Annotated in this window: 11 protein-coding genes; 1 reads left to right on the top strand and 10 read right to left on the bottom strand. The window is 51.2% G+C overall.

Going from position 1 to position 20,752, the window contains the following annotated elements; translation table 11 throughout:
• Positions 1-7: 7 nt before the first annotated feature.
• From GC101_RS25805 to GC101_RS25765, 10 genes are all read right to left on the bottom strand, one after another.
• Complete coding sequence (locus GC101_RS25805; RefSeq protein ID WP_171719611.1) at positions 8-625, bottom strand: SGNH/GDSL hydrolase family protein; 618 nt, start codon at positions 623-625, stop codon at positions 8-10.
• A gap of 59 nt (positions 626-684) precedes the next feature.
• Positions 685-3,477 (bottom strand): polysaccharide lyase family 8 super-sandwich domain-containing protein, encoded by a 2,793-nt coding sequence (locus GC101_RS25800; RefSeq protein ID WP_171719610.1) that lies wholly within the window; start codon positions 3,475-3,477, stop codon positions 685-687.
• A gap of 573 nt (positions 3,478-4,050) precedes the next feature.
• Positions 4,051-6,309, bottom strand: coding sequence for a polysaccharide lyase 8 family protein (locus GC101_RS25795; RefSeq protein ID WP_171719609.1), 2,259 nt, complete (start codon positions 6,307-6,309; stop codon positions 4,051-4,053).
• 33 nt (positions 6,310-6,342) lie between these two features.
• Entirely contained in the window at positions 6,343-8,502 is a 2,160-nt protein-coding gene (locus GC101_RS25790) for a GH92 family glycosyl hydrolase (protein WP_246354512.1), read from the bottom strand.
• A gap of 39 nt (positions 8,503-8,541) precedes the next feature.
• Entirely contained in the window at positions 8,542-9,645 is a 1,104-nt protein-coding gene (locus tag GC101_RS25785; protein WP_171719607.1) for a glycoside hydrolase family 88 protein, read from the bottom strand.
• A gap of 85 nt (positions 9,646-9,730) precedes the next feature.
• A complete protein-coding gene (locus GC101_RS25780; protein ID WP_171719606.1) occupies positions 9,731-11,302 on the bottom strand; it encodes an ABC transporter substrate-binding protein in 1,572 nt (523 codons plus the stop codon).
• Positions 11,303-11,379: 77 nt separating this feature from the next.
• Positions 11,380-12,291: a carbohydrate ABC transporter permease gene (locus GC101_RS25775; protein WP_042137408.1), complete on the bottom strand. Its 912-nt coding sequence runs from the start codon at positions 12,289-12,291 to the stop codon at positions 11,380-11,382.
• A 16-nt stretch (positions 12,292-12,307) separates the two neighbouring features.
• A complete protein-coding gene (locus tag GC101_RS25770; RefSeq protein WP_216626735.1) occupies positions 12,308-13,243 on the bottom strand; it encodes an ABC transporter permease in 936 nt (311 codons plus the stop codon).
• 106 nt (positions 13,244-13,349) lie between these two features.
• Positions 13,350-15,185, bottom strand: coding sequence for a sensor histidine kinase (locus GC101_RS36290; RefSeq protein WP_246354511.1), 1,836 nt, complete (start codon positions 15,183-15,185; stop codon positions 13,350-13,352).
• On the bottom strand, positions 15,073-16,725 hold the full coding sequence (locus tag GC101_RS25765) for a response regulator transcription factor (RefSeq protein WP_171719605.1): 1,653 nt from the start codon (positions 16,723-16,725) through the stop codon (positions 15,073-15,075). Before GC101_RS25765 ends, GC101_RS36290 begins: the two co-directional genes overlap by 113 nt.
• Positions 16,726-17,007: 282 nt before the next feature.
• Here GC101_RS25765 and GC101_RS25760 point away from each other — a divergent pair, with 282 nt between their 5' ends.
• Positions 17,008-20,733 carry a glycoside hydrolase family 9 protein gene (locus tag GC101_RS25760; RefSeq protein ID WP_171719604.1) on the top strand — a complete coding sequence of 1,242 codons (3,726 nt, stop codon included), beginning with the start codon at positions 17,008-17,010 and terminating at the stop codon, positions 20,731-20,733.
• Positions 20,734-20,752: the final 19 nt, after the last annotated feature.

Genomic DNA, 20,752 nt, shown 5'->3' with positions numbered 1-20,752 from the left:
ATACGGCTCAAAGCCGCTCCAGAAAAGGAACAGCCAGTCCTGCAATCCGCTGAAAGCCAGCCGCGTTCGGGTGAAGACCGTCAAGGGTGAAATAATCCAGGGTTAACCGGGTAATCCCGCTTTCAGCATACAGATCAAGGACGGGTAAGGCGTAATAGACTCCAAGCCCGCGGATTGCTTCAGCGTATTCCGCCAGGCGGAAGCCTGCGCCGTTCCTGACGGTGTTGTCCCACCCGTCCTTATCCCGCTGAAGCGGAGTCCATAGATTCAGACGGGAATCCGGCCTGCGGGTTAACAGGTCCTCAATCAATGTGGCGTAGGCACCGCGAAAGGTATGAATGTCCCTCCCTTCAATGCTCCCCAGCGGCTTATCGAGCCTGAAATCATTGGTTCCCGCAAAAACTGTAACACAGTCAGGAATATCCTGTAAGGCTCGACCCGCATGCACAGTCGCCCCGTAGTCGCGGTCTCCGCCTGCTGCCATAGAACAACCGCTGACCGCGAGATTGACCATTGTTGCGAAACAAACTTCAGCACACACCAGCGGCTGATAGCCACCCGCCGCGCTGATGCTGTCTCCAAGCGTGGCCCAGCTTTTGCCCACCCATCTGCCGGATTTATTCAAATAAAGTCTCCTTTCCCGTTAGTGTCTCTTGATGCAACCTTTATTCACTTAGCTGCCCATTACGGGTTACGCACAAATTTGACCGCATCAGCAGCAACATATCCGCTTGTTCCGCTATTGCGGATCGTCACACTGCCGGAGGTGCCGGCATTGAAGGTGTACGTTCCGATTAAGTTCCATACCCCGCCGTTTGAGGTCTGGTCTATGGTAAGTGTTGCCGTCCCGCCTGCATGAATGACTTCAATTGGGATCGCAGTGGAGCGGTTAAAATGCTCCGGCCACATCATATAGACGCTATAAGTGGCGGTGACGGGCAACTCGGGTGTATACGCAATACTTTTGCTGCCTTTACCGCTGTTGTCATCATGTACATAGTTGATTCCGTACCGGTCTGTCTGAACCGCAGAGGTCTTCCAGCTTCCCGTCTTTAGCACACCTGTGGTGTCGTTATTGTCCACAATAACCTCTTCTCCAGGGAGGGTTGGCGGCGTACCGCTGCCCGGTACAAAGGAGGCCTTGAACGTCTTGCCTTTGGCTGCGTTGACATTGACTGTTAATTTGATGGTCGGGCTGAGCTGCGTCACGGTAATTCCGGGGTCCGCAGTATATCCGTTTGCCGAACGCTCCAGTTCAACCTCAATAACACCGGTATTTAACTGTGTCGGATCGCTGACCGATAGTTCCAAAGTGCCCTCTTCAGCTTCTCTGGTCATGACCGACGCTTTCTTGTTCACTGTGATCAGATCGACGGAGCTGGCCCCATCTTCCCAGAAATTCGCCCCAATGATGCCCAGTTTCGTTTCTTTTACCGCTTGAACAGAGGAGGAGTTTGACAGCACTTCAATATCAGGCGCAGCGGCATAAGCAGCCACTTGAGCAGCCGTCTTGCCCGGCAGCAGGACATATTGATATTCCCCGCCACCCGGATTCGCACCATGATTCAGCCATAAGGTCATATAATTGCGGGTTATCGGCGTGGACGGGGTTACCGGACGTGGGTTGATCTGCTTCCAGTTTCCTGTTCTGGCCTCTCTTTTGGCGGCAAGCGATACATTCTGTGGAAAATAATATCCGGTATCGGCACCAGCTGTGCTGCCGGACAGGTGAGCCCAGTCTACCTGGTCTAGGGTTTCCGACCACCCCAAAGCTGAAGGCTGTACTTCGCCATTCACAGTGAGTGTATTACTGCCCGCTGTGTTCAGCTTCCGGTTCTCCACGATAGTTTCAACGGCAATATTGTCCGTGCTGGTGATGCCTGCACCCAGGGAGACGATTTCGTCGTCAAACATGAACCAGGATTTCCGGGCGCCAAGCGTATGATCCGCATACTGCAAATCCATACCTGAGCTGCCGTATAAGTTCTGAATGTCGGAGCCGCCGGTCCACGTATTTGCACTGGTATGGCTGCTTGACGGGGTCTGGGACAACACGGTTGTTCCCGGCAGGCGGTAATTATCGACGGTTGGCCAGAAATCATTGCTGTATTGTCCGAGATCGCTGTTATACAAGCTGGTCATCCCGGCTGAGGTGTACCAGGCTTTGGCGTTCTCGCTGTTGATCGCTTCAAAGCTGCTGATGCGCTTCGAATACATAGCAAGTCCGATGCTATAGTCAGGCCGGTGCTGGACTGCCCGGTCCATCGCCGAGAACTGCTTATAGACCTTAAGCTCTTCCGCCGGCTCAATCAACGGGTCCGCGTTTATGCTCTTGGCCAGTACGATGGATGGGATCGGTGCACTGGAATAAAAGGACTTGAAGGTATCCGACATTATCCAGCCCTTAAGCATCTGCTTGAAGTCAGCCGCTTGCGCGGGCGGCGCGATCCCGGACAACAGCAGGATACCTTGCATTGCTGTATGTCCCGCGTCATGATCCTGACTGTAATTTCTGGAGATTTCCCTGCCGCGAACCATATCCATCATGGCGCCTTTGTACATCAGCGGCTGATAGGTGTTGTATACCCAATCCCAGACATTGGACTGGTTAGGATCGGTGACCTGCCATGTTGAACCGTGGAGCATTCCCATCAGATCGCTTACAGCCAGCAGCAGGCTGAGTCCATACCCTCCGGTATAGGGGATATTGCCATGCTGAATGAATGAACCATCACGATAGAAGCCGTCTCCGCTAACCGTGTAATTAAAAATCGAAGATAGCCCGTCACGCGCAGCGGCAATCTTGGCACCATCTTTGACGAGGATTCCCCGAACGCCTACAACGATCGCTTTCCACGAGCGGTTGGCTCCTGTTAAGGTGACGGTTGGCGAGAAACGTTCTACGGCTTTCATATAATTCGTAATTTGAGCCGGACTTAGGGAGTCATACATCAGCACAGCTGTATCGTTCAGCTGCATCGGTATGCCGATCTGCCAATCCCACCAATTGCTGGTTCCGCTGGCGGTCGTCGTTACCGCCTCATGGTATCTGGTTGCATACATATAATCGAGTGCAGCAACGATGTCGGTCTCAAGCTGACTATCCTGGTACAACGCCGAACCAGTGGTGGCATAAGCGAGCGCCATGGTGTACAGACGTTCATAGGTCACCCGGATGTGAATTGAATTCCCAATACCAGGGTTATCGCTCCACAGATAGGTACGGCTGGGCGAAGTATTCATTGTCTGCCAATAGCCGTTCGCTTCGGTAGTCAGCCTGGTAATTGCAGCGGCTATATCAGTATCCGCAGTATTCAGGGAGGCTCCTCCCGTCAGCATAACCTTGCGGTGCTCCCTCATTCCGTCGAATTCATCCGCTGCGCGGGCACGCTCCATACCCGTTATTCCTCCGAAGCTGCCGACAGACAGGAGCAGAATTAACATAATCATGCAGCTTTTCATTAGCATTCTTCTCATCCATAATCCTCCTTTTTTCATTCATTGCTTCGTTTGCTTCGTTTTCGTAATCCAAACACTTCGTTTTCCAGCCATAATCCTTCCGTTCCCAACTGTAATCTCGCCTATGATGAAGCGCTTACATTTAATAGTATGATATGGAATGGCCGCTAAAGAAACTACGTGAATTCGAGAAAAGGTATGAAATATCGAGCGATCTCGAAAGGATACCTTTCATTTTGGATCATCAGCTAGTCAAACCACCAAACGGACTGAAAATCCTCTATTTTCCCATATCTTCCATTTGTTCTGGCTAAGCGGACTCAGATTCCGTTAATGGGGCTGCCGCAGCCCCTTTCAAGCCCAAATGAACAAGTTAGCGGATTCTCAGTCCGCTTAAGCCCCAGAAAGGGGCTTTTCTGCGAAATAAGGGCTTTTGAGTCCGCTTCACTCTGCTGACGGTACACTCCCCTGATCTTCGAACTATTGCTTGTCTAAGACTCCTCCATTCATGAGCAAGTGGAGAAAATTCAACTATTCCTAGCCGTCTGCGCAGACAAGTCTGCCAACGTTGTTCCTCATTTCATAGATTCGCTAGGTCCCAAGCTCAACATGAAACGAGGATCCCCCGGCACCATCCGGGTCAAACCACAGTCTCACCTTGCCAGTTTCACTGTGTTCAACCGTTATCCGGTCTGACTTGTTCTTCACTCGGGTAACAGGGTGATTGAATTCAATCCCGATTTCGATCAAACTGCGCTGCCTTTGTGTCGGATCGGCTATGGCCAGGCTCCAGCCTGCCGGATTCCTTTGCAGCACAATGGAGGCTTGGCTGCTGCAAGAAATTCCCCCGCTTGTATACCAGCCAGGCTTCCAGAAATGCGCTGCTGTAATTCCCAGTTCAGAATCTTCAACCGCATGCACCTGAGCATTCAATTCCAGGATTCTCACCCTTGGTTGCTCTGCGAAACTAGCAGTCTCTTCCTCGCTGTAGCCAGGCAGGAGGAGGTATGCATAGGTATCCCCCGTGGGGGCTTCTCCATGATCGAACCACAACGTCTGATAGAACCGTTCCATCTTCTCAGGTGAACCGGCATCGTTGATTTCCTTCCAGCTCCCCTGGCGCGGTTCACGCAAGGCATGTACACGGCATTGTTCCGAAAAAAAGAAGCCCACATCCGCTCCCCGCTCACTGCCCGCCATATGAATCCATTTGGGGTTAAGGGTCTCTATCTCGCCAGATCCAGGCTTCCGGCAGATCCTTGTTCCGTCTGCTGTAATCGCATGGTCTCCCAACGATTTCAATTTCCGGTTATCGATGACCGTCTCTACTCTGGCGGAATTACGGCTCTTAATATCCGAACCTAAGGCAACGATACGGTTTCCGAGCAAAAACCAGCTTTTGAGCGCTGTCAATCCATCGGCCTCGTTAACCACATCCTCCAATTCAATGGCGATGGCGCCATACTGGTTGTGAAGTACGGCCCCGCCGACAAAAGACTTGGTGCTTAAACGGCCTTGCCCGGCCCCATCCTCCTGACGCTTGTTTGTTACTGTAGTTCCGGGCAGGCGGCAGGGATCAACGGTCGGCCAGTAAGCATCGGCATATTGCCCCAAGTCACTATTATACAGCTGGCCCATGCCATACGAAGTATACCAGCCCTTCAAATTCTCTCTGTTGATAGATTCATAGCTATAGATCCGGCTGGAGAACATACTGATGGAGTAGGCAAAACCCGGACCCTGCAGCACCGCCCGGTCCATATGCGCAAACAGCTTGCAGAAGGCCTCTTCCCGGGCAGGCTCCACGAGTTCATTGTCCAGCAAAGCTCCGGCTTGTGCGGCAGTATCCGGCGGTGCATCGGCTAAATACAATTTGTACGTGTCAGCCACAATCCACCCTTTCGCTCTGGAGAGCAGCCGTACCTGCTCCGCTTCATCCAGTATGCGCGAGAAGCGTAAGCAGGAGGTGATCACCGAATGCCCGCACTCATGATTCTGCGAATCCGCCCGCGAGATTTCCCTGCCGCTGGCCATATCCAGCATAGATCCCCGGTACATAAGGGGCACAAATGTATCCTCAATCCATTTGGCTGTCAAATCGCGGGCTTCACCCGGCAATTCCCAAGGGGTATCATGCAGCCATACCATCAGCCGGACCACATCCTGCAGCAGTGAGACCCCATATCCGCCGGTGTACGCGTATTTATCATGCTGAATAAAGGAGCCGTCCTCATAGAAGCCGTCCCCTTCGCTAACATTCTTGAATACCGGAAGCAGCGCACTAAGGGAGGCGGACAGCTTCTGCCCGTCGCCCTGAATAACGGCAGCAAGAGCAACTGCCGTAGACTTCCAGACCAGATTCGCTCCGGTGGACGGCGGAGCCTTAGCCACGAACCACTGCGCATGAAACGCCGGATCGCCGACATATTTGTCTATGGGGAGGAGTAGCCGCTCTACAATTTCTGTATCCGGCAGCTCCTCCATGAGCAGCAGGGTTTCCAGCAGAGCTATCGGCACGCCAATCTCCCAATACCACCAGTTTCCATAGGGATGGCAGCTTTCGTTGTATCTCTGTGCATATAGCCATTTCAATCCATAAATCACCTGCTGCCTTAATACAGAGTCCATATAGTAGGGACCTTTGGATGATCTCAGAGCAATCGCCATCCCTCTTAAACGGCCAATGATCACAAATACATCCGAAGCGTTCTCAGCATAAGGAACATCAGCCCATAGCAACTCCTGGTGATCGAGCATCTTATCCTGATCATGCCTGACACTTTGCAGCGATTCATGACTCAGCGTATCTCCCGAGATATATTGCAGCCATTTGTTTCTCAGAATCTGCATGCGCATTCTCTCCTTCAGCCAACGGTTTGCCCTTTATGCCATTGTGCGCGGTTCCCTCTCCTTGAGCGGGGAAGGTGGAATCATGCTTCCCCACTCTCCGGCTTCAGAACCAAGCTCCAGCAGAAGCGTGCCTCCTCCGGCGATTTCTTCATGGCGGACCCAGGCACGGTTCAATTCCTTGCCGTTGATGGAAGCAGACAGGATATACCGGTTGCCGGACCCGCTGCATTCACCCTGAGTCTCGATCGTCAAAGGAACGGGAGTCTCCTTCGCTCCCAGCAGCAGGGTTACCTTATTGAACAACGGTGGAACGAGGAAATAGATGTCCTGACCCATCAAAGGGTACAACCCCATAGCTGAACAGATGAAAAAGGCACTCTGGCAGCCCATATCTTCGTTATCACCCAGTCCGTCACGTTCAGCCCTGAAGTACGTCTCCAGACATTCCCGGACCCGGTCTGCCGCCCGGTCGGGTCTTCCCGCATAAATATATAAATAAGGAATATGCAGCATGGTTTCTTTGGAGTTATAGAATCCGCCGTCAAAAAAACGGTCTAAATGCCTGATAAAAGCTTCTGTCCCCCCATGCCGTTCGACCAGTCCATGAAAGTCATGATGCGTGCTGAACGACCATTGCAGGCTGGTTCCTTCGTAGAAGTAAGGATCATTCCATGAATCCGGCAGGCAGGATGTGGGGTCAAAGGACCTTGCCCATTCCCCGTCCGGAAGCCGGGGCGCGAAGCATTTGAGATCCTCCCGCCATAGGTTCCATAGCTTCTCCGAGCTTGCATAGTACGTCTCAGCCGTCTCCTCTTGACCAAGAACCTCGGCCAACCGGCCGATACACCAGTCCTGATAGGTATACTCCATATGACGGGATACACAGTTCTTCTTCACATCCGTCGACAAGTACCCCAGGGAATGGTAATCCTTCAGGTGACGGCCATAGAGCCAGGTGTCCGGGGACGTAACCTCATTATTCTTGCGCATTTGCTTCAGGGCTTTGGCATAGTCGATTCCCTCCAGCTTCTTAAGCGCCGCTTCACAGAACAGCACATCTGCGGAGCTTCCTCCTTGAATCATCGCGCTATGTCCCATAATCCAGGCGTCCGGCAGCCAGCCGGTATGATCCGCGATATCCAGCAGACAATTGAGGATATCCACTTCAAGCTGCGGGTCAAGCAGTGTAATCAACGAGTTGGCATTTCGGACGCTGTCCCACAGTGCATACAGATCAGTGAAATGCCGGACCCCGGATTCCCAGGCGAAGTTCTCATCGTCTACCCCCAAGTCACTCGGCATACAGAACAGCCGGGTCATCAGGGTATAGAACAGCCGCGTATGCTCCTCACTTCCGCCTTCCACCGTGACTCTGCTAAGTTTATCCTCCCAGATGCTACTGGCCGCTTGCCGGATTTCATCGAATCCGGCGGACGCTTCCCGGTCCACACTGGCTCTGGCCTTGCCGACACTTACATAAGAAATACCAGTCTTCGCCACCAGAACTTTGCAGTCACCGAAGCTAAGGGAAGCCTTACAATTCGGACCATCTACAGACGGGCTGCGCCGCACTCCGCCTGCGTCCGCCAGCAGGCTGCTCTTCATCGGCTGATCGAAGCGGATATAGAAGTAGACGGAATAAGGGAACTCATGCCCCCAGCCCCCGCGCAGGTCGGAACGGCCTGCAATCTCGTACTCCGATATCACTTCAAGGTAGCCGCCCGTGGAGACGCCGGTAGTCTTCCCCGGCTCATCTCCGCCTACCTGAATTACCGCCCCGGCATCAATCAGCAGGTTGGCAGCGTCCCCGGGCTTGAAGCTGTAACGGTGGATGCCTGTGCGCGCTGTGCTGGTCAATTCAGCCTGTATGGCAGCGGGCATTAATTGCACGCTGTAATATCCTGCTTCGGCCTGCTCATTCTCCTTAAAGTAAGGATCGATATGGAACCGCTGCATGCCGGTATAAGGGGTGAAGCCTACATTGCCGTAACGGCCTCCGCCCCCCGTTCCGCTGACATGCGTATGACTGAATCTGCTAATCGGCCTCGAACTGTCGTAGCCGTGGGATAGCTGCGGCGGCAGCGTATCCGGGCCAAGCCTTACGATGCTGCCCGGCAGATAAGGCCCGCACAAGCAATTGTTTTCTCCATCCACACCTATAAACGGATCGACATAATCCACTCTTCTTCTCATCAACGTTGTACCTCCTTCATTGCCGGTAAAGCCTTCCCTCTACCAAAAGATTTCGCTCTCTCCCTTTAACTTCAGCAAGGCTTCCAGAAAGAAAAAGTCGCCGTAGATGATAGGCACCTCTACTTCGGCATTGGACGGGAAGCTGCCGGTGCCCCGGGTAATCAACGCTTCTTCCGCCGGGTCCTCCGGCGCGTAATGACGGAACAGCGATTCCGTTATTGCCGCGCCGAGCTTCCGGTAGCGCGCTGCCTCTTCACCTTCCAACAGAAAGGCAATTTCCAGCATTCCGCTGGCTGCGCAGGCCGCAGCTGTTGAATCTTTGGCCCATAGCTGTTCGGCAGGTGCCCGGAAATCCCACGGTGGCACAAGATCCTCCGGCAATTGTGCGGCGAAATAATCCGCAGCCGCTTTGGCCGCATCCAAAAACCGGATGTCGCGCGTATAGCGGTACCCTATAGCGAATCCGTAAATCGCCCAGGCCGATCCGCGGGACCAGGCGGAATCCGGACTATACCCTTGTCCGCCAAGCGCTTCTATCCGCTCTCCCGTTCCGGGATCGAAGCGGACGATATGGTGCACCGAGCCATCCTGACGGATGAATTCGCGGAGCGCCATCTCAGAGTGTGCAGCGGCTATATGCCGGTACCGCGGGTCCTTAAGCTCTTCGCTGGCCCAGTACAGTAAGCCAAGATTCATCATGCAATCTATAATAGCCAGGCCTTCACTGCCTTCATACAGCCAGGCACGGATGAAATGCCCTTTAAGATTAAAGCGGCTGGCTAAGTGGCTGGCAGCGATCAGCCCTCTTCTTCTGGACAGCATATTGCCGGTGAGCTTGTAGTCGGCCACCGCTGACAGACTCCAGAGGAATCCGTTATCATGATGGAGCTGTTCGTATTCCTGAAGAGGCGCATCCAGCTGTTCTTCACAGTTCTCGGCGATACTCCGGTATTCCTCATCGCCGGTAGCCCGATAAGCCAGCCACAGGATTCCGGGCCAGAACCCGTTGGTCCAGCAATCGGGGTCACGCGCATCATATTTTCCGCCGTAAGAGGCATTAGGGAAGGTTGCTCCGATTCTGTGGCGCGTGGTGCTTAATTTGCCCAGGGAATAATCCCAGGCCTCATTGATCCAAGTCTCCATCGTGTATGGTCTCCTTTTCTCTTGTACAGTTAAATGGCAGGACGCCCTGAAACAACAGACCTCCTGCCATGCTTCAATGCGTTAATTATTGAGCTGCTTTCCATGCATCAATTTGGGTCTGCAATTCTGTTTGGACCTTCTCAATGCCAGCCTTCTTTAATTTCTCATTTCTTTCCTCAAGCATTTTGGCAGGGTCAGGAATAGCCCCCGTGCTTGCGGCCCGGTATTCGCCAATGACCGAGGTAAGCTGAGTAATCTCGTTCTTGACGGATGACTCATCGAATACGAACCCTAACAGCGGTGAACGTTTGGCCTCATTGTTGAATTCCTTCCAGCTTGAATACAAATCATCAGGCTGACCCGGCTTGAGATAATTGATGAGCTGATTACCAATCACCCAGAACAGGGCGCTGGTGCCATATCCGGAATCGGCAATCGGCTCGATGCGGTTCTCGCTAATCTTCTTATAGTGGGTGCCTTCAATTCCGTTAACGAACAGGTTCACGGCATAAGGATCAGTATGCAGCGCATTTAATACCATCATGGCCCGCTCAGGATCTTTGGAGGTGCGGGAGATGGAGAACATCGATCCGGCGGCAAGGTCCGTGGTTACAATAGGCTCTTCAATAACCTTAGAGACGAAATCATATTTATTGTCGGTGGCAATTTTCAGTTCAATATCAGCCCCCGGCTTCCAGACGGCCTGCTGCATCCAGATTTTACCCTGTTTTCTTAAATCACCGATGTCAGTCGTTGTTGTAGCTGCATCGCTATTGATGTAGCCCTTCTCATAATAGCTGCGGTTCAGCTCATATTCCGCTTTGGCAATCGATGAGATTTCCGGATCAATAACCGATTTTATCTGGATGTTATCTGTATTCGTATAGTCATATAAGAACAAAGGAATCTTGTTAGGCGTCGGCCCGATAACGCGGAAGTCCGAGCGGGTCTCATACATCATGCCTTCACCCGACTCCTTAATGAAATCCAGAATCAATTCCGGCTCTTTCTCCTTCAGCAGCTTGAACCAGGGTTCAAAGTCTGACATCGTCTTAATATCCTCAATAGGGATACTATATTTGTCGACTATATCTTTCCGGTAAGTGTAGGCCTTGCCCTGGGTAATCTCTTTGTTTGTGGGAATCCCATACAGCTTCCCTTTGTAGCGCGGAGCCTCCAGGTAGATCGGGTTCAGGTTCTCCGAGATGCCCTGCCCGTATTTGGCCAGCAGATCATCCAGATCCAGGAAGGCGCCCTTAGAGACGTTGCCGAAGAAATTAAGCCATGAGGCTGTGAATACAAGATCCATCGGCTCACCGGCATTTAACATCAGCTCGGTCTTCTGCTTGTATTCGCTGGAGGCGATCGGCTGAAGATCAACAGTGGCATTGAATTTCTCTTTGAAATATTCACTGAGCTTGGCTTCCACCAGCGCATCATCCCGCTGCGGTGCACCGAAGTAGATAATCGACACCTCGTAAGGCTTCAGTGATTCCGGACTGTCAGCAGGTGCCGCAGTACTCGTGCTCTCCGTGCCTTTTGATGCTGCCGGTTCAGAAGTACCCCCGTTATTACCGCCAGAGCATGCCTGCAAGGATAACGCAAGAACCAGAATAATCGCTGTGAATAGCGGTTTGCGCCCTTTTAACTTTTTCATATTAACCCTCCCTAAATGATTAAGCTTATATATAGAACGGCAGGCAGAATAGGCTGCTTGCCGGCTCCACCGCTGCTTTAGCCCTTAACAGCCCCTACTGTGAGGCCTTTGACAAAATATTTCTGAAAGAAAGGGTACGCGATCAGGATCGGCCCCATTCCTATGACGGCCATTGCCATCTGCAAGGATTCATTCGGCAGGTTCTTCATCATCGTTGGATTCTGGGCGGCCAGCTCCACATTATTGCGCAGATACTGCACGTCATTGAGGACACGCATCATCAAATACTGGAGCGGATATTTGTCCTCACTGCTGATATACAGCAGCGCATTGAACCAGTCGTTCCAATAGCCGATTGTACTGAACAAAGCCATGGTCGCCAGGACAGGCAACGAGAGCGGCAGAACGATCCGCAGGAAGATTCTAAGCTCACCCGCACCGTCAATTCTTGCCGATTCAATCACTGCAGGATGAATGGTCGTCTGGAAAAAGGTCCGCATAATAATTACATTGAATGGCACAATCAGCATGGGCAGGATCAGCGCCATATAGGAGTCCTTGATATGCAGCACCTGAGTATAGATTAAATATCTGCTGACCATCCCGCCGTTAAACAACATCGTGAAGAACAAAAAGAACGTAAATGCATTACGGAACGGATAATCCGCACGTGAAATGGGATAGGCATATAGTGCCATGAGCAGTACACTGAGCGCTGTGCCAAGAATGGTTATGGTAAAGCTCACCCGGTAGCCCGACAGAATCGTCTGAAAATCCTTAAAGATGGATTCGTAGGCAATCAACGACCATTTATCCGGAACAAAGCTGTACCCTTGAGTCAGAATGGACTGTCCGTCTGTGAAGGATACAATAATGACTAGCAGAACAGGCAAAAAGCAGATTAATGAGAGGATTACAAAAGCAATGTTTAAAATTAAACTGGAAGCTACAGAAATTCCGCCGATGCGGCTGCCGGAGTCGTTGGCCATGATTGTTCTCCTTTATTTAGAATAATGCCTGTTCCCGGTCAATTTGTCTGACCGCGCTATTGGTTGCGATCACCATGATGAACCCAACCACCGATTGAACAAGCGCCGTGGCCGAGGACATCCCGATATCATTTAATTGCATCAAGGCCCGGTATACATACGTATCCACGGTATCCGTAACCGGATACAATGCCCCTGAGTTCATGGGCACCTGGAAGAACAGCCCGAAGTCTGAACTGAAGATACTTCCCATCGACAGAATCGTCATAATGATAATGACCGGCCGGATAAAAGGGATCGTTATGTTCGTAATCTGCTTCCACTTGGAAGCCCCGTCGATAAGTGCAGCCTCATAGTATTCGGGGTCAATTCCGGCGATCGCCGCAATGTAGATAACGGCACCGAAGCCGGCATGCTTCCAGGCGTTCACGAACACCAGGATATAAGGCCAGTATTCCTTCTCCGAATACCAGAACACCGCATCCTGCCCGAAGGCTTTGAGGACGGTGGCATTAATGAAGCCATGATCCGGCTGCAGGAAAGCGTATACGAGATAACTCACCACGACCATCGACAGGAAGTGCGGCAGGATAATGAAGCTTTGGTAAGCTTTTGCCAGAAACCGCCGCCGGATCTCATTGATGGCCACCGCGATAGATACCGACAGCACTAGGTTCAGTATCATAAAGGTCAAGCTGTACAGCAGCGTGTTTCTTACAATTCTCCACATATCTCCCGAGGAGAACAGGAATTTGAAGTTATCAAATCCTACCCATGGACTCCCCCAAATTCCGTCAATGTAATTCACATTCTTGAACGCAATGAATATACCGAACATCGGCAGATAGCTGTGCGCCAGAAGGACAAGAACGGCCGGCAGCATCATTAGTGTCAGCGCCTTGTACTTCCACATGGCATGGATAAATCTTGAGAATCCAGTGGCTCTAGTCATGTCCATTACTCCTTTCATGGACTTATTATAGAACCATCTCTACACGGCTACGATGATGCATTCCCGTAAAAACGTGATCTTTTAAACGCCCATAGCCGGTAGTACCTCATTCGGGGGGCTTGCGCAAAGGCAGGGTGATGATTGCCCGTGTCCACCCCTCATCGCTTCGTTCATAGGTCAAACCATACGCCTCCCCGTAATGGAGCTGGATCCGCTGGTGCACATTTCTAATGCCATATCCCTTCGGACTATGCTCTTCCTGCATGATGGCAGAGAGTTCATCCGGATCTACAGGCAGATGCCCGTTGTCCTCTACGATGAAGCGGAGGGTATCTTCACTTTGAACTGCAGATACCCGTATTTCTCCTTCCCCATCCATTCCGCGCACGCCATGAATAATGGCATTTTCGATCAGAGGCTGAATAATGACTTTGGGAGTTTCATAGCCGCTCAATGTTTCATCGATCTGCCAGCAGACCTCAAAGGTGTCAGGGTAACGTTTCTCTTGCAGCCGTGTATAGGCCTGGGCATGCTCCAGCTCTTCCCCGGCTGTAATCATTTTCCGGCCTTTACTGAGGCCGATACGCAGCAGCATGGACAAGTCACGGACCATTTCGCCAACCTCGGTATTTCCGCTATCCAGCGCGTACCAGTAAATCGAATCCAGAGTATTGTACAGATAATGGGGGGTGATCTGGGATTGAAGCATCAGCAGCTCATACTCTTTCTGTTTCAGCTGCATCACATAATTTTCTTCAATCGAATAATCCAGCCTTTTGGTCATTTTCACAAATGATCCATATAGAATGCCGAATTCATCATGCCTGAGCGGCTCCTCTGTCCATGACAGCGTTTTGCCGGGTTCATATATTTTCATAACCGAGACGAGCTTCACTACGGGCTTAACGACAAGCCGTACTAAATAGAGCACGAACGTGAGGACAAATGCTAAAAAAACGACGGAGATTATGACGAGCATATTTTGCAGCCAGATTTGTTTACCGGTAATGGACGCTAAGGGGATTTTGTACAATAATCTGGTGTGGAATTTCGGGCTGTCCGAATAGGCATAGAGCCACTCTTCCCCGCCTTCTTCAGCGAAGGTGAAGCCATAAGGCCCCGCAGGTCCGATATTCTTGTCAATCTCGGCCAGTGAAATGCTGCCTGAACCTGCGGACATTAACAGCTCATCCTTGTCGTTGAATAAAAAGATACCGGCAGCAGACGGCACCTCAACAGATACCATATCCCGGGTTAAAAGCACCTCTACCTTGTTGACCACCAGCAGGCCGATGGCCTCATTATAGTCCCGGGGATTGAGAATACTGCGCATGAACGAGATCGTTTGCTCACCGGTCTCTGCATGCGTAATGCGCAGTGCTCCGCCTCCGCTGTCATCCATGTTGCTTACCATAGCGTCAGGTAATCCGCCCGCATCATTATCCAAATACTTGAATCCCTTTGTCTTATGGGAAAGATCAAAAGGCGTATCTCTACGCTCAATATTTCTCATATAAATTGCATATTCTGTGCCTCCGGTAGACCAGCTCTCCAGAATATTATCGGCCTGCTGGATTTCATTCAGCGTGTCAATTCCGGTCCAGAAGCTATACCCCGCCGGATTACTGAAAAAGTGATTATCCAGCAGTGTGACCGTCCTGTCATTGATCGCGGATATGGTTTTGTCGATCGTCACATGATTTTGTTTAACCAGCTGGAGTGTTGTACTGCCGACTTCTTCCTTGATGGTATCTACAGCCACATAAGCTGAAATCCAGCCTACTACTATAAAGGGGAGGACAATCAATACGAGGAATGCCAGGGTGACTTTATGCTTCAGTTTCAGTTTCAGCTTCAGTCCGGTTCCCTCCTCTGGCTTGCTTGCGGAATTCTGCCGGTGTGAGCCCCAGCATTCTCTTGAACATCCGGCTGAAGTGCTCAGGCGACTCATACCCTACCGCAAAGGCGATTTCATACCGTTTCTTGTCCGTGGTAATCATCAGCCGGCGGGCCTCTTCCATCCTTAGTGCCGTCACATAATCCCAGAGGTTTGTTTTCATATCACGTTTGAAAATATAACCCAGATGAGCTGCGCTGAAATGAACCTCCTCGGAAATATCCTGGATTTTCAGCGCCGGATTACGGTAATTCTTCTGGATGTAGCTGGTAATCCGCGAGATCACATTCTGATCTCTGGCCTTCGAGAGCTGCTGCAAAAAAGCAACCGAATCTTCAATGTACCGGTGCAGCCGTTCCAGCTTCTGCTGTCCGCTAAGTCCCTGGAACACCATATCCGGGTTGAAATCATAGAGGGAGACCCCGTTCCCCTGCCCGTATTCGACCAGCAGCCCGTAAATCCGGTAGATCAGCATCCCGCAATAGCTGTTCGTGACCTCCTGTGACTGTTCAGACACCGGCAGCTGGCCAAGGATGTTTTGCGGATTCACGTACCCTGCGGATTCTACCGCTGATTTCATCTGCTCCATGAATTCACTGACCTTGCTCATCCAGACGACCATACTCAGATTATCCTGCACGGCTATATCGTGATAATAGAAGACTCTTTGTCCGGGATGGACTTTGGTCCACTCCGCCGCAGTGTCTGCTTCTTCCATCAGCCTGGGGAGCATTAATACATCTCCGCCCAAAGTGCTGAGGCCGATCGTTGCCTCCACATTCAGATACTGCTTCATATTCATGGCGATCATCTGCCCGATCATATGGATCTGCGAGTGTACTCTAACCTGGGGATCGCCCATTTCTTCGGCAGATAACTGGATAATGCTGATGATGGAATGGCCGAAGCCGTTGAAGGTCAAACCATTCCACTCCATTAAGGTTTCATTCATAATATTGATCGCCGCATATTTCAATAATTTGCGGTCATGCAGAGTGACCTTCTGTTGGCTGAAGCCGGCCTGGCTATAATCAATGCGGCTGGAGATCACGCCGAAGAATTGTCCTTGTAATAGCTCTCCCAGTTCACTGGTCACATCTTCAATATCCTTCCGGGTCAGATTCCGCTCTGTAACCAGCTCCATCAGCCACTCATTACGCCTGGACTGGTCCTGTATCGGCCTGCTGTCCGCCTCAAGGCTCTTCCCCGGAAGCTCTTTCTGGGTTAACGCTTTGCGGACTACCCGCAGCAGCTCTGCTCGCTCTACCGGCTTGACCAGATAATCCTTAGCCCCCAGCCGGAGCGACTTTTTGGCGAAATCAAACTTCTCATGGGCGGAAATGACAATCACCGGGACATTCCACTGCTCCATATAGATATTCTCCATTAATTCAATTCCGCTCATCCGGCCCATCTGTATATCGGTCAGCACCAGATCAAAGCGGTCCATCCGCAAATAATCAATCGCTTCGAACCCATTGATTGCCGTTTCAACATAAGTGATGTTCATGTCCGAAGCGAGCAGGAAGTTCTTGATCCCCGCACTCACTCTCGGCTCATCGTCTACCACGAGAATTTTATACATGATGCTCCCCCCTTTTGTATCACAGTACACTCGCTGCAAATTCCGGTAGATGATCTATTTCATCTTTTGTGTGATCTATATCAGGATTGTTGACCGCCTGGCTCTGAAAGACCTTTGTTTCATAGGTTCGAAGCCGTTACAGCCCTAGTATAGATCACATATTCCCTGTAATTCATCATCGATTAGTGATAGTAACTCTTTTATGCTCTTTTTGCAAGCGTTTACATAAAAGAGGAAAGGAGATTAGGGTTCACACTATCCGACTATGAGGAGGTTAAACAGATGTTCAGATCAAGCCTATTCCCCGTACGATTCAAAAAGTTATTACCTGTATGCCTCAGTCTGTTGTTGATCATAAGTGCTGTTGCTCTGTCTCCCCGGCCTGCCGCAGCAGCGGTTAACCCCTTGCCGGGACCCGGCCACCCTCTTCTGTATGATGATTTTGCCGGCGGCGGGCTGTTCAAGCAAAATTGGACGAACTGGTACAATCAGAACGGGGGCAGCGGCACTTTCACCAAGACGGTCCAAGGCACCCGTACAATTGGAAAGTTCACACAAACCCCAAGCTCCTCCACCTCCTGGGCCAAGTTTCAGCCGATGAACGAGACCTTTGACCTCTCGGGCTACCGTTATATGAATCTGTCTCTGCAAAATGCAGGTTATACCCAGTCACTCATTCGTGTTGTTATAGGCGATGGCATTACCAATTACAATCTTACCGGTGGTTATGTACCTGCAACGAATACCTGGACCAGCCTGCAGTTTGATCTGGATGCCCTGTCGCCCAAGATTCAGAAGGAGAAAGTCAAACTGGAGGTATGGCTTAGACAAGCCGGCGGGACTTACGGGGAAATGCTGATCGATGATATCGTGTTTACCACGGCCTCCGGCGGTACCGCGCCTCAGTTAAGCCCGGCTGTGATGAGTGCGGATACAGATGGAAGCTATAACCAGAACACTAATTTTACCTTCGATGCCACTTATACCGACCCGGATAACGAGGTGCCTTATGCCGTCCAGGTGATCATTGATGACACGGCCTATACTATGCGCGAAACCGATCAAGCCGATGTAACCTACACGGACGGAAAAGATTACAGGTTCATGACCAAGCTTCCGGCGGGTGCCCATTCCTACTATTTCCGTACCACAGATACGACATCGAATGAAGTCACGACCGGAATTCACAATTTGAGCGTAACCAATTCCTCTTCTGTAATTGATATTGTAGTGAGCCAAGCCGGCTACAGCGCAGATGATATCAAGAACGCCAAATTCATCTCAACCACCACAGTGACAGATACAACCTATGAGATCTTGGATGGAGCTAATGTCGTGTCTTCAGGCACCATGACTTACGAGGGCTTTTACTGGAATAAGCATGTTTACTCTATCGGCTTCTCCTCCGTCACAGATTCCGGGAACAACTACAGGGTGCGAAGTAATCAGCAGTATTCCTATCCTTTTGAAATTACGCCTAACCTGTGGGATCAATACAAGGATGAAATGACTGCCTTCTATCGTCTCCTGCGTGCCTCAGTAGCCACCAGTGATGCTTATCCTGAGGGTTACAGCAGTGTAGCTCCTTCCGCCAAGCTCTACCATGCCGCGGGTCACCTGGATGATGCCCAGTCTGCGGACGGCCTGACCCATTATGATCTGACAGGCAGCTGGTACGATGCGGGGGATTACGGGAAATATGGCGGTAACCAATGGGTCGGCGCGGAGATTGCACTTGCTTATACGCGTTATGCGGACAAAGACAGCGTGAAGTACGATAACGACAGCAATGGCATCCCGGACCTGGTAGATGAAGCTGTCTTCGGCAGCGAATATCTCATCAAGTTCGCGGATCAGCTTGGCGGGGAAATGTATAATCTCAGGAACAATGCTTCTTTCGTTCACCCGGAGAAATCTACCGACAACATCTCCGGCACAGCCGATGACCGGAAGCTGACCGATTTAAGCGTCGGCGGCTCAGCCAAGTCAGCGGGTACACTGGCAGCCACAGCGCGCGCGATCCGCACAGCGGTTAACGAAGGCGACATCGCGTCAGCCCGGATTGCAGAACTTACGGATTTTGCCGACCAATGCGAGAGCGCAGCTGTAATCTTTTATGATTATGTGGTTGCCCATCCTGACGGTCCAATAGGCTCCTACTCCACCAGAGGAGGCATCCCCAATTCCAAGCTGCTCGCTGATGTGGAGCTGTACTTGCTGACCGGCGAGATCCGGTATAGGAATTCAGCTTCAGCTACAATCAACGCCTTAACGCTGGGTGACATTTCATCCACGAACTATTGGGATATGAGCCCAATGTCCATGGCTGAGTTCTACCCGGTTGCCGATGCTGCAACACAGTCTCATATTCACAGTTTGTTAAAAGGGCAAGCGGATTTCTTCCTCTCCACTTCAGATGATACCCCGTATGGTGTACTGAACCAGTTTAAGAATTTCGGTGTAAACGAACCTCATGCTTCTTATTTAGGGGACCTGCTGCGGTACTATGAATTATTCGGTGACCCGGCAGCACTGGAGGCGGTGGTAAAAGGCATGTATTGGCTGTTCGGAGAAAATCCGTGGAATATCAGCTGGATCTCCGGCATTGGCACCCATCATGTGATGTTCCCGCATACCCGCTACAATGAGGATTCTAATACTGCGGGTGATACTGGGATTATCTTCCCCGGCGCCATGGTCAGCGGACCGAATATGAAAGATCCTAAGAATCGAACCAGTATAAGCCCCTGGTACGAGGACCGTTCCCTCTATCTGGATGATACGAATCAGTGGCGGTATAACGAGTTCAGTATCAGTATTCAGGCAGGACTCCTATACACAGTCATGGGACTGAGTGCAACTCCGGGAACAGGTGCGGACAACACCGCGAAGCCGCCCGCCTTGCCGCTACTCTCTCCGGTGATTGGAGAATGGGTCCGCGGAGATGTAACTGTTTTTGCTGAGGCTGGGGATGATCTGAGCCAGGTAGAGTATGCGGCAGCCGGATTGCCTTATCAGCCGATGACGGTATCCGGTAATGTATATTCAACTGTAAGGGGTGCGGTGTACGCTGCTGTCATCGATGAGAGCCAATCCTTGCCCTACACCAACCGGAGAGTAGATGTTCGAGCGAAGGACTCTTCCGGCGGATACACCTACAGCTCGACTCATTACACCGTTGCTCCCGCGTTGCCGGACCCCTCCACTCCCCTGTTATATGATGATTTTGGAGGAGGCGGATTCTGGGGTGGTTCTGCGGCCAATACGACCTGGGTCAACTGGTATAACCAGAATGGCGGCACGGGAACGTTCACCAAGCTTACCGTAGACGGACGTTCAGCCGGCAAATTCGCCCAGACTCCGGCAAGTGTGACTTCAGCGTCTAAATTCCAGCCGTGGAACGATGTGGTCGATCTGAGCGGCTACCGGTATTTGAATATTACGCTTAAGAATCCGGCCTCTCCTGACCTCAGAACCCGGATTGAAATTAATGACGGCAAAAGAACGTACAATCTGACCGGAGGCTGGGCTCTGGTTCCAGCGGACTGGAGCGATCTGCAATTTGATCTGAATGCACTTAGTCCGGCCATTGATAAAAAGGCGCTGAAGATGTCCATTTGGTTGAAACAAAATACAGTCACTGCCGGTGAAATGCTGATTGATGAAATCAAGGCGACCAATCAGGTCAGCGGAAGTGCGCCAACGTTAACTTCAGGAGGCGTAAATCATACAGCAGGCACGCCGCAAACCGAGTTTACTTTCACAGTCACTTATACCGATGCGGACAATCAGGCCCCATTTGCCATGGAGCTGGTCTTGGATGGCGTTGTCCGGACCATGCAGCCTGCTAATCCGGGTGATACTAACTATGTTGACGGCAGAGTCTATCAATACACGACCAAGCTGCCTCCCGGCCAGCATTCCTACTACTTCCACACTACTGATACTTTTACCGATGCTATAAGTACAGAGATTCTGAGCGGCCCTATAGTTGGTTGGGGTAGCTAATAAGCCCCTTTTTTGGAGT

Source organism: Paenibacillus phytohabitans, from assembly GCF_013141775.1.
GTDB lineage: Bacteria > Bacillota > Bacilli > Paenibacillales > Paenibacillaceae > Paenibacillus_AQ > Paenibacillus_AQ phytohabitans.
Note: the sequence above shows the minus strand (reverse complement) of the source record. Positions and strands in the feature narration are given on the sequence as shown.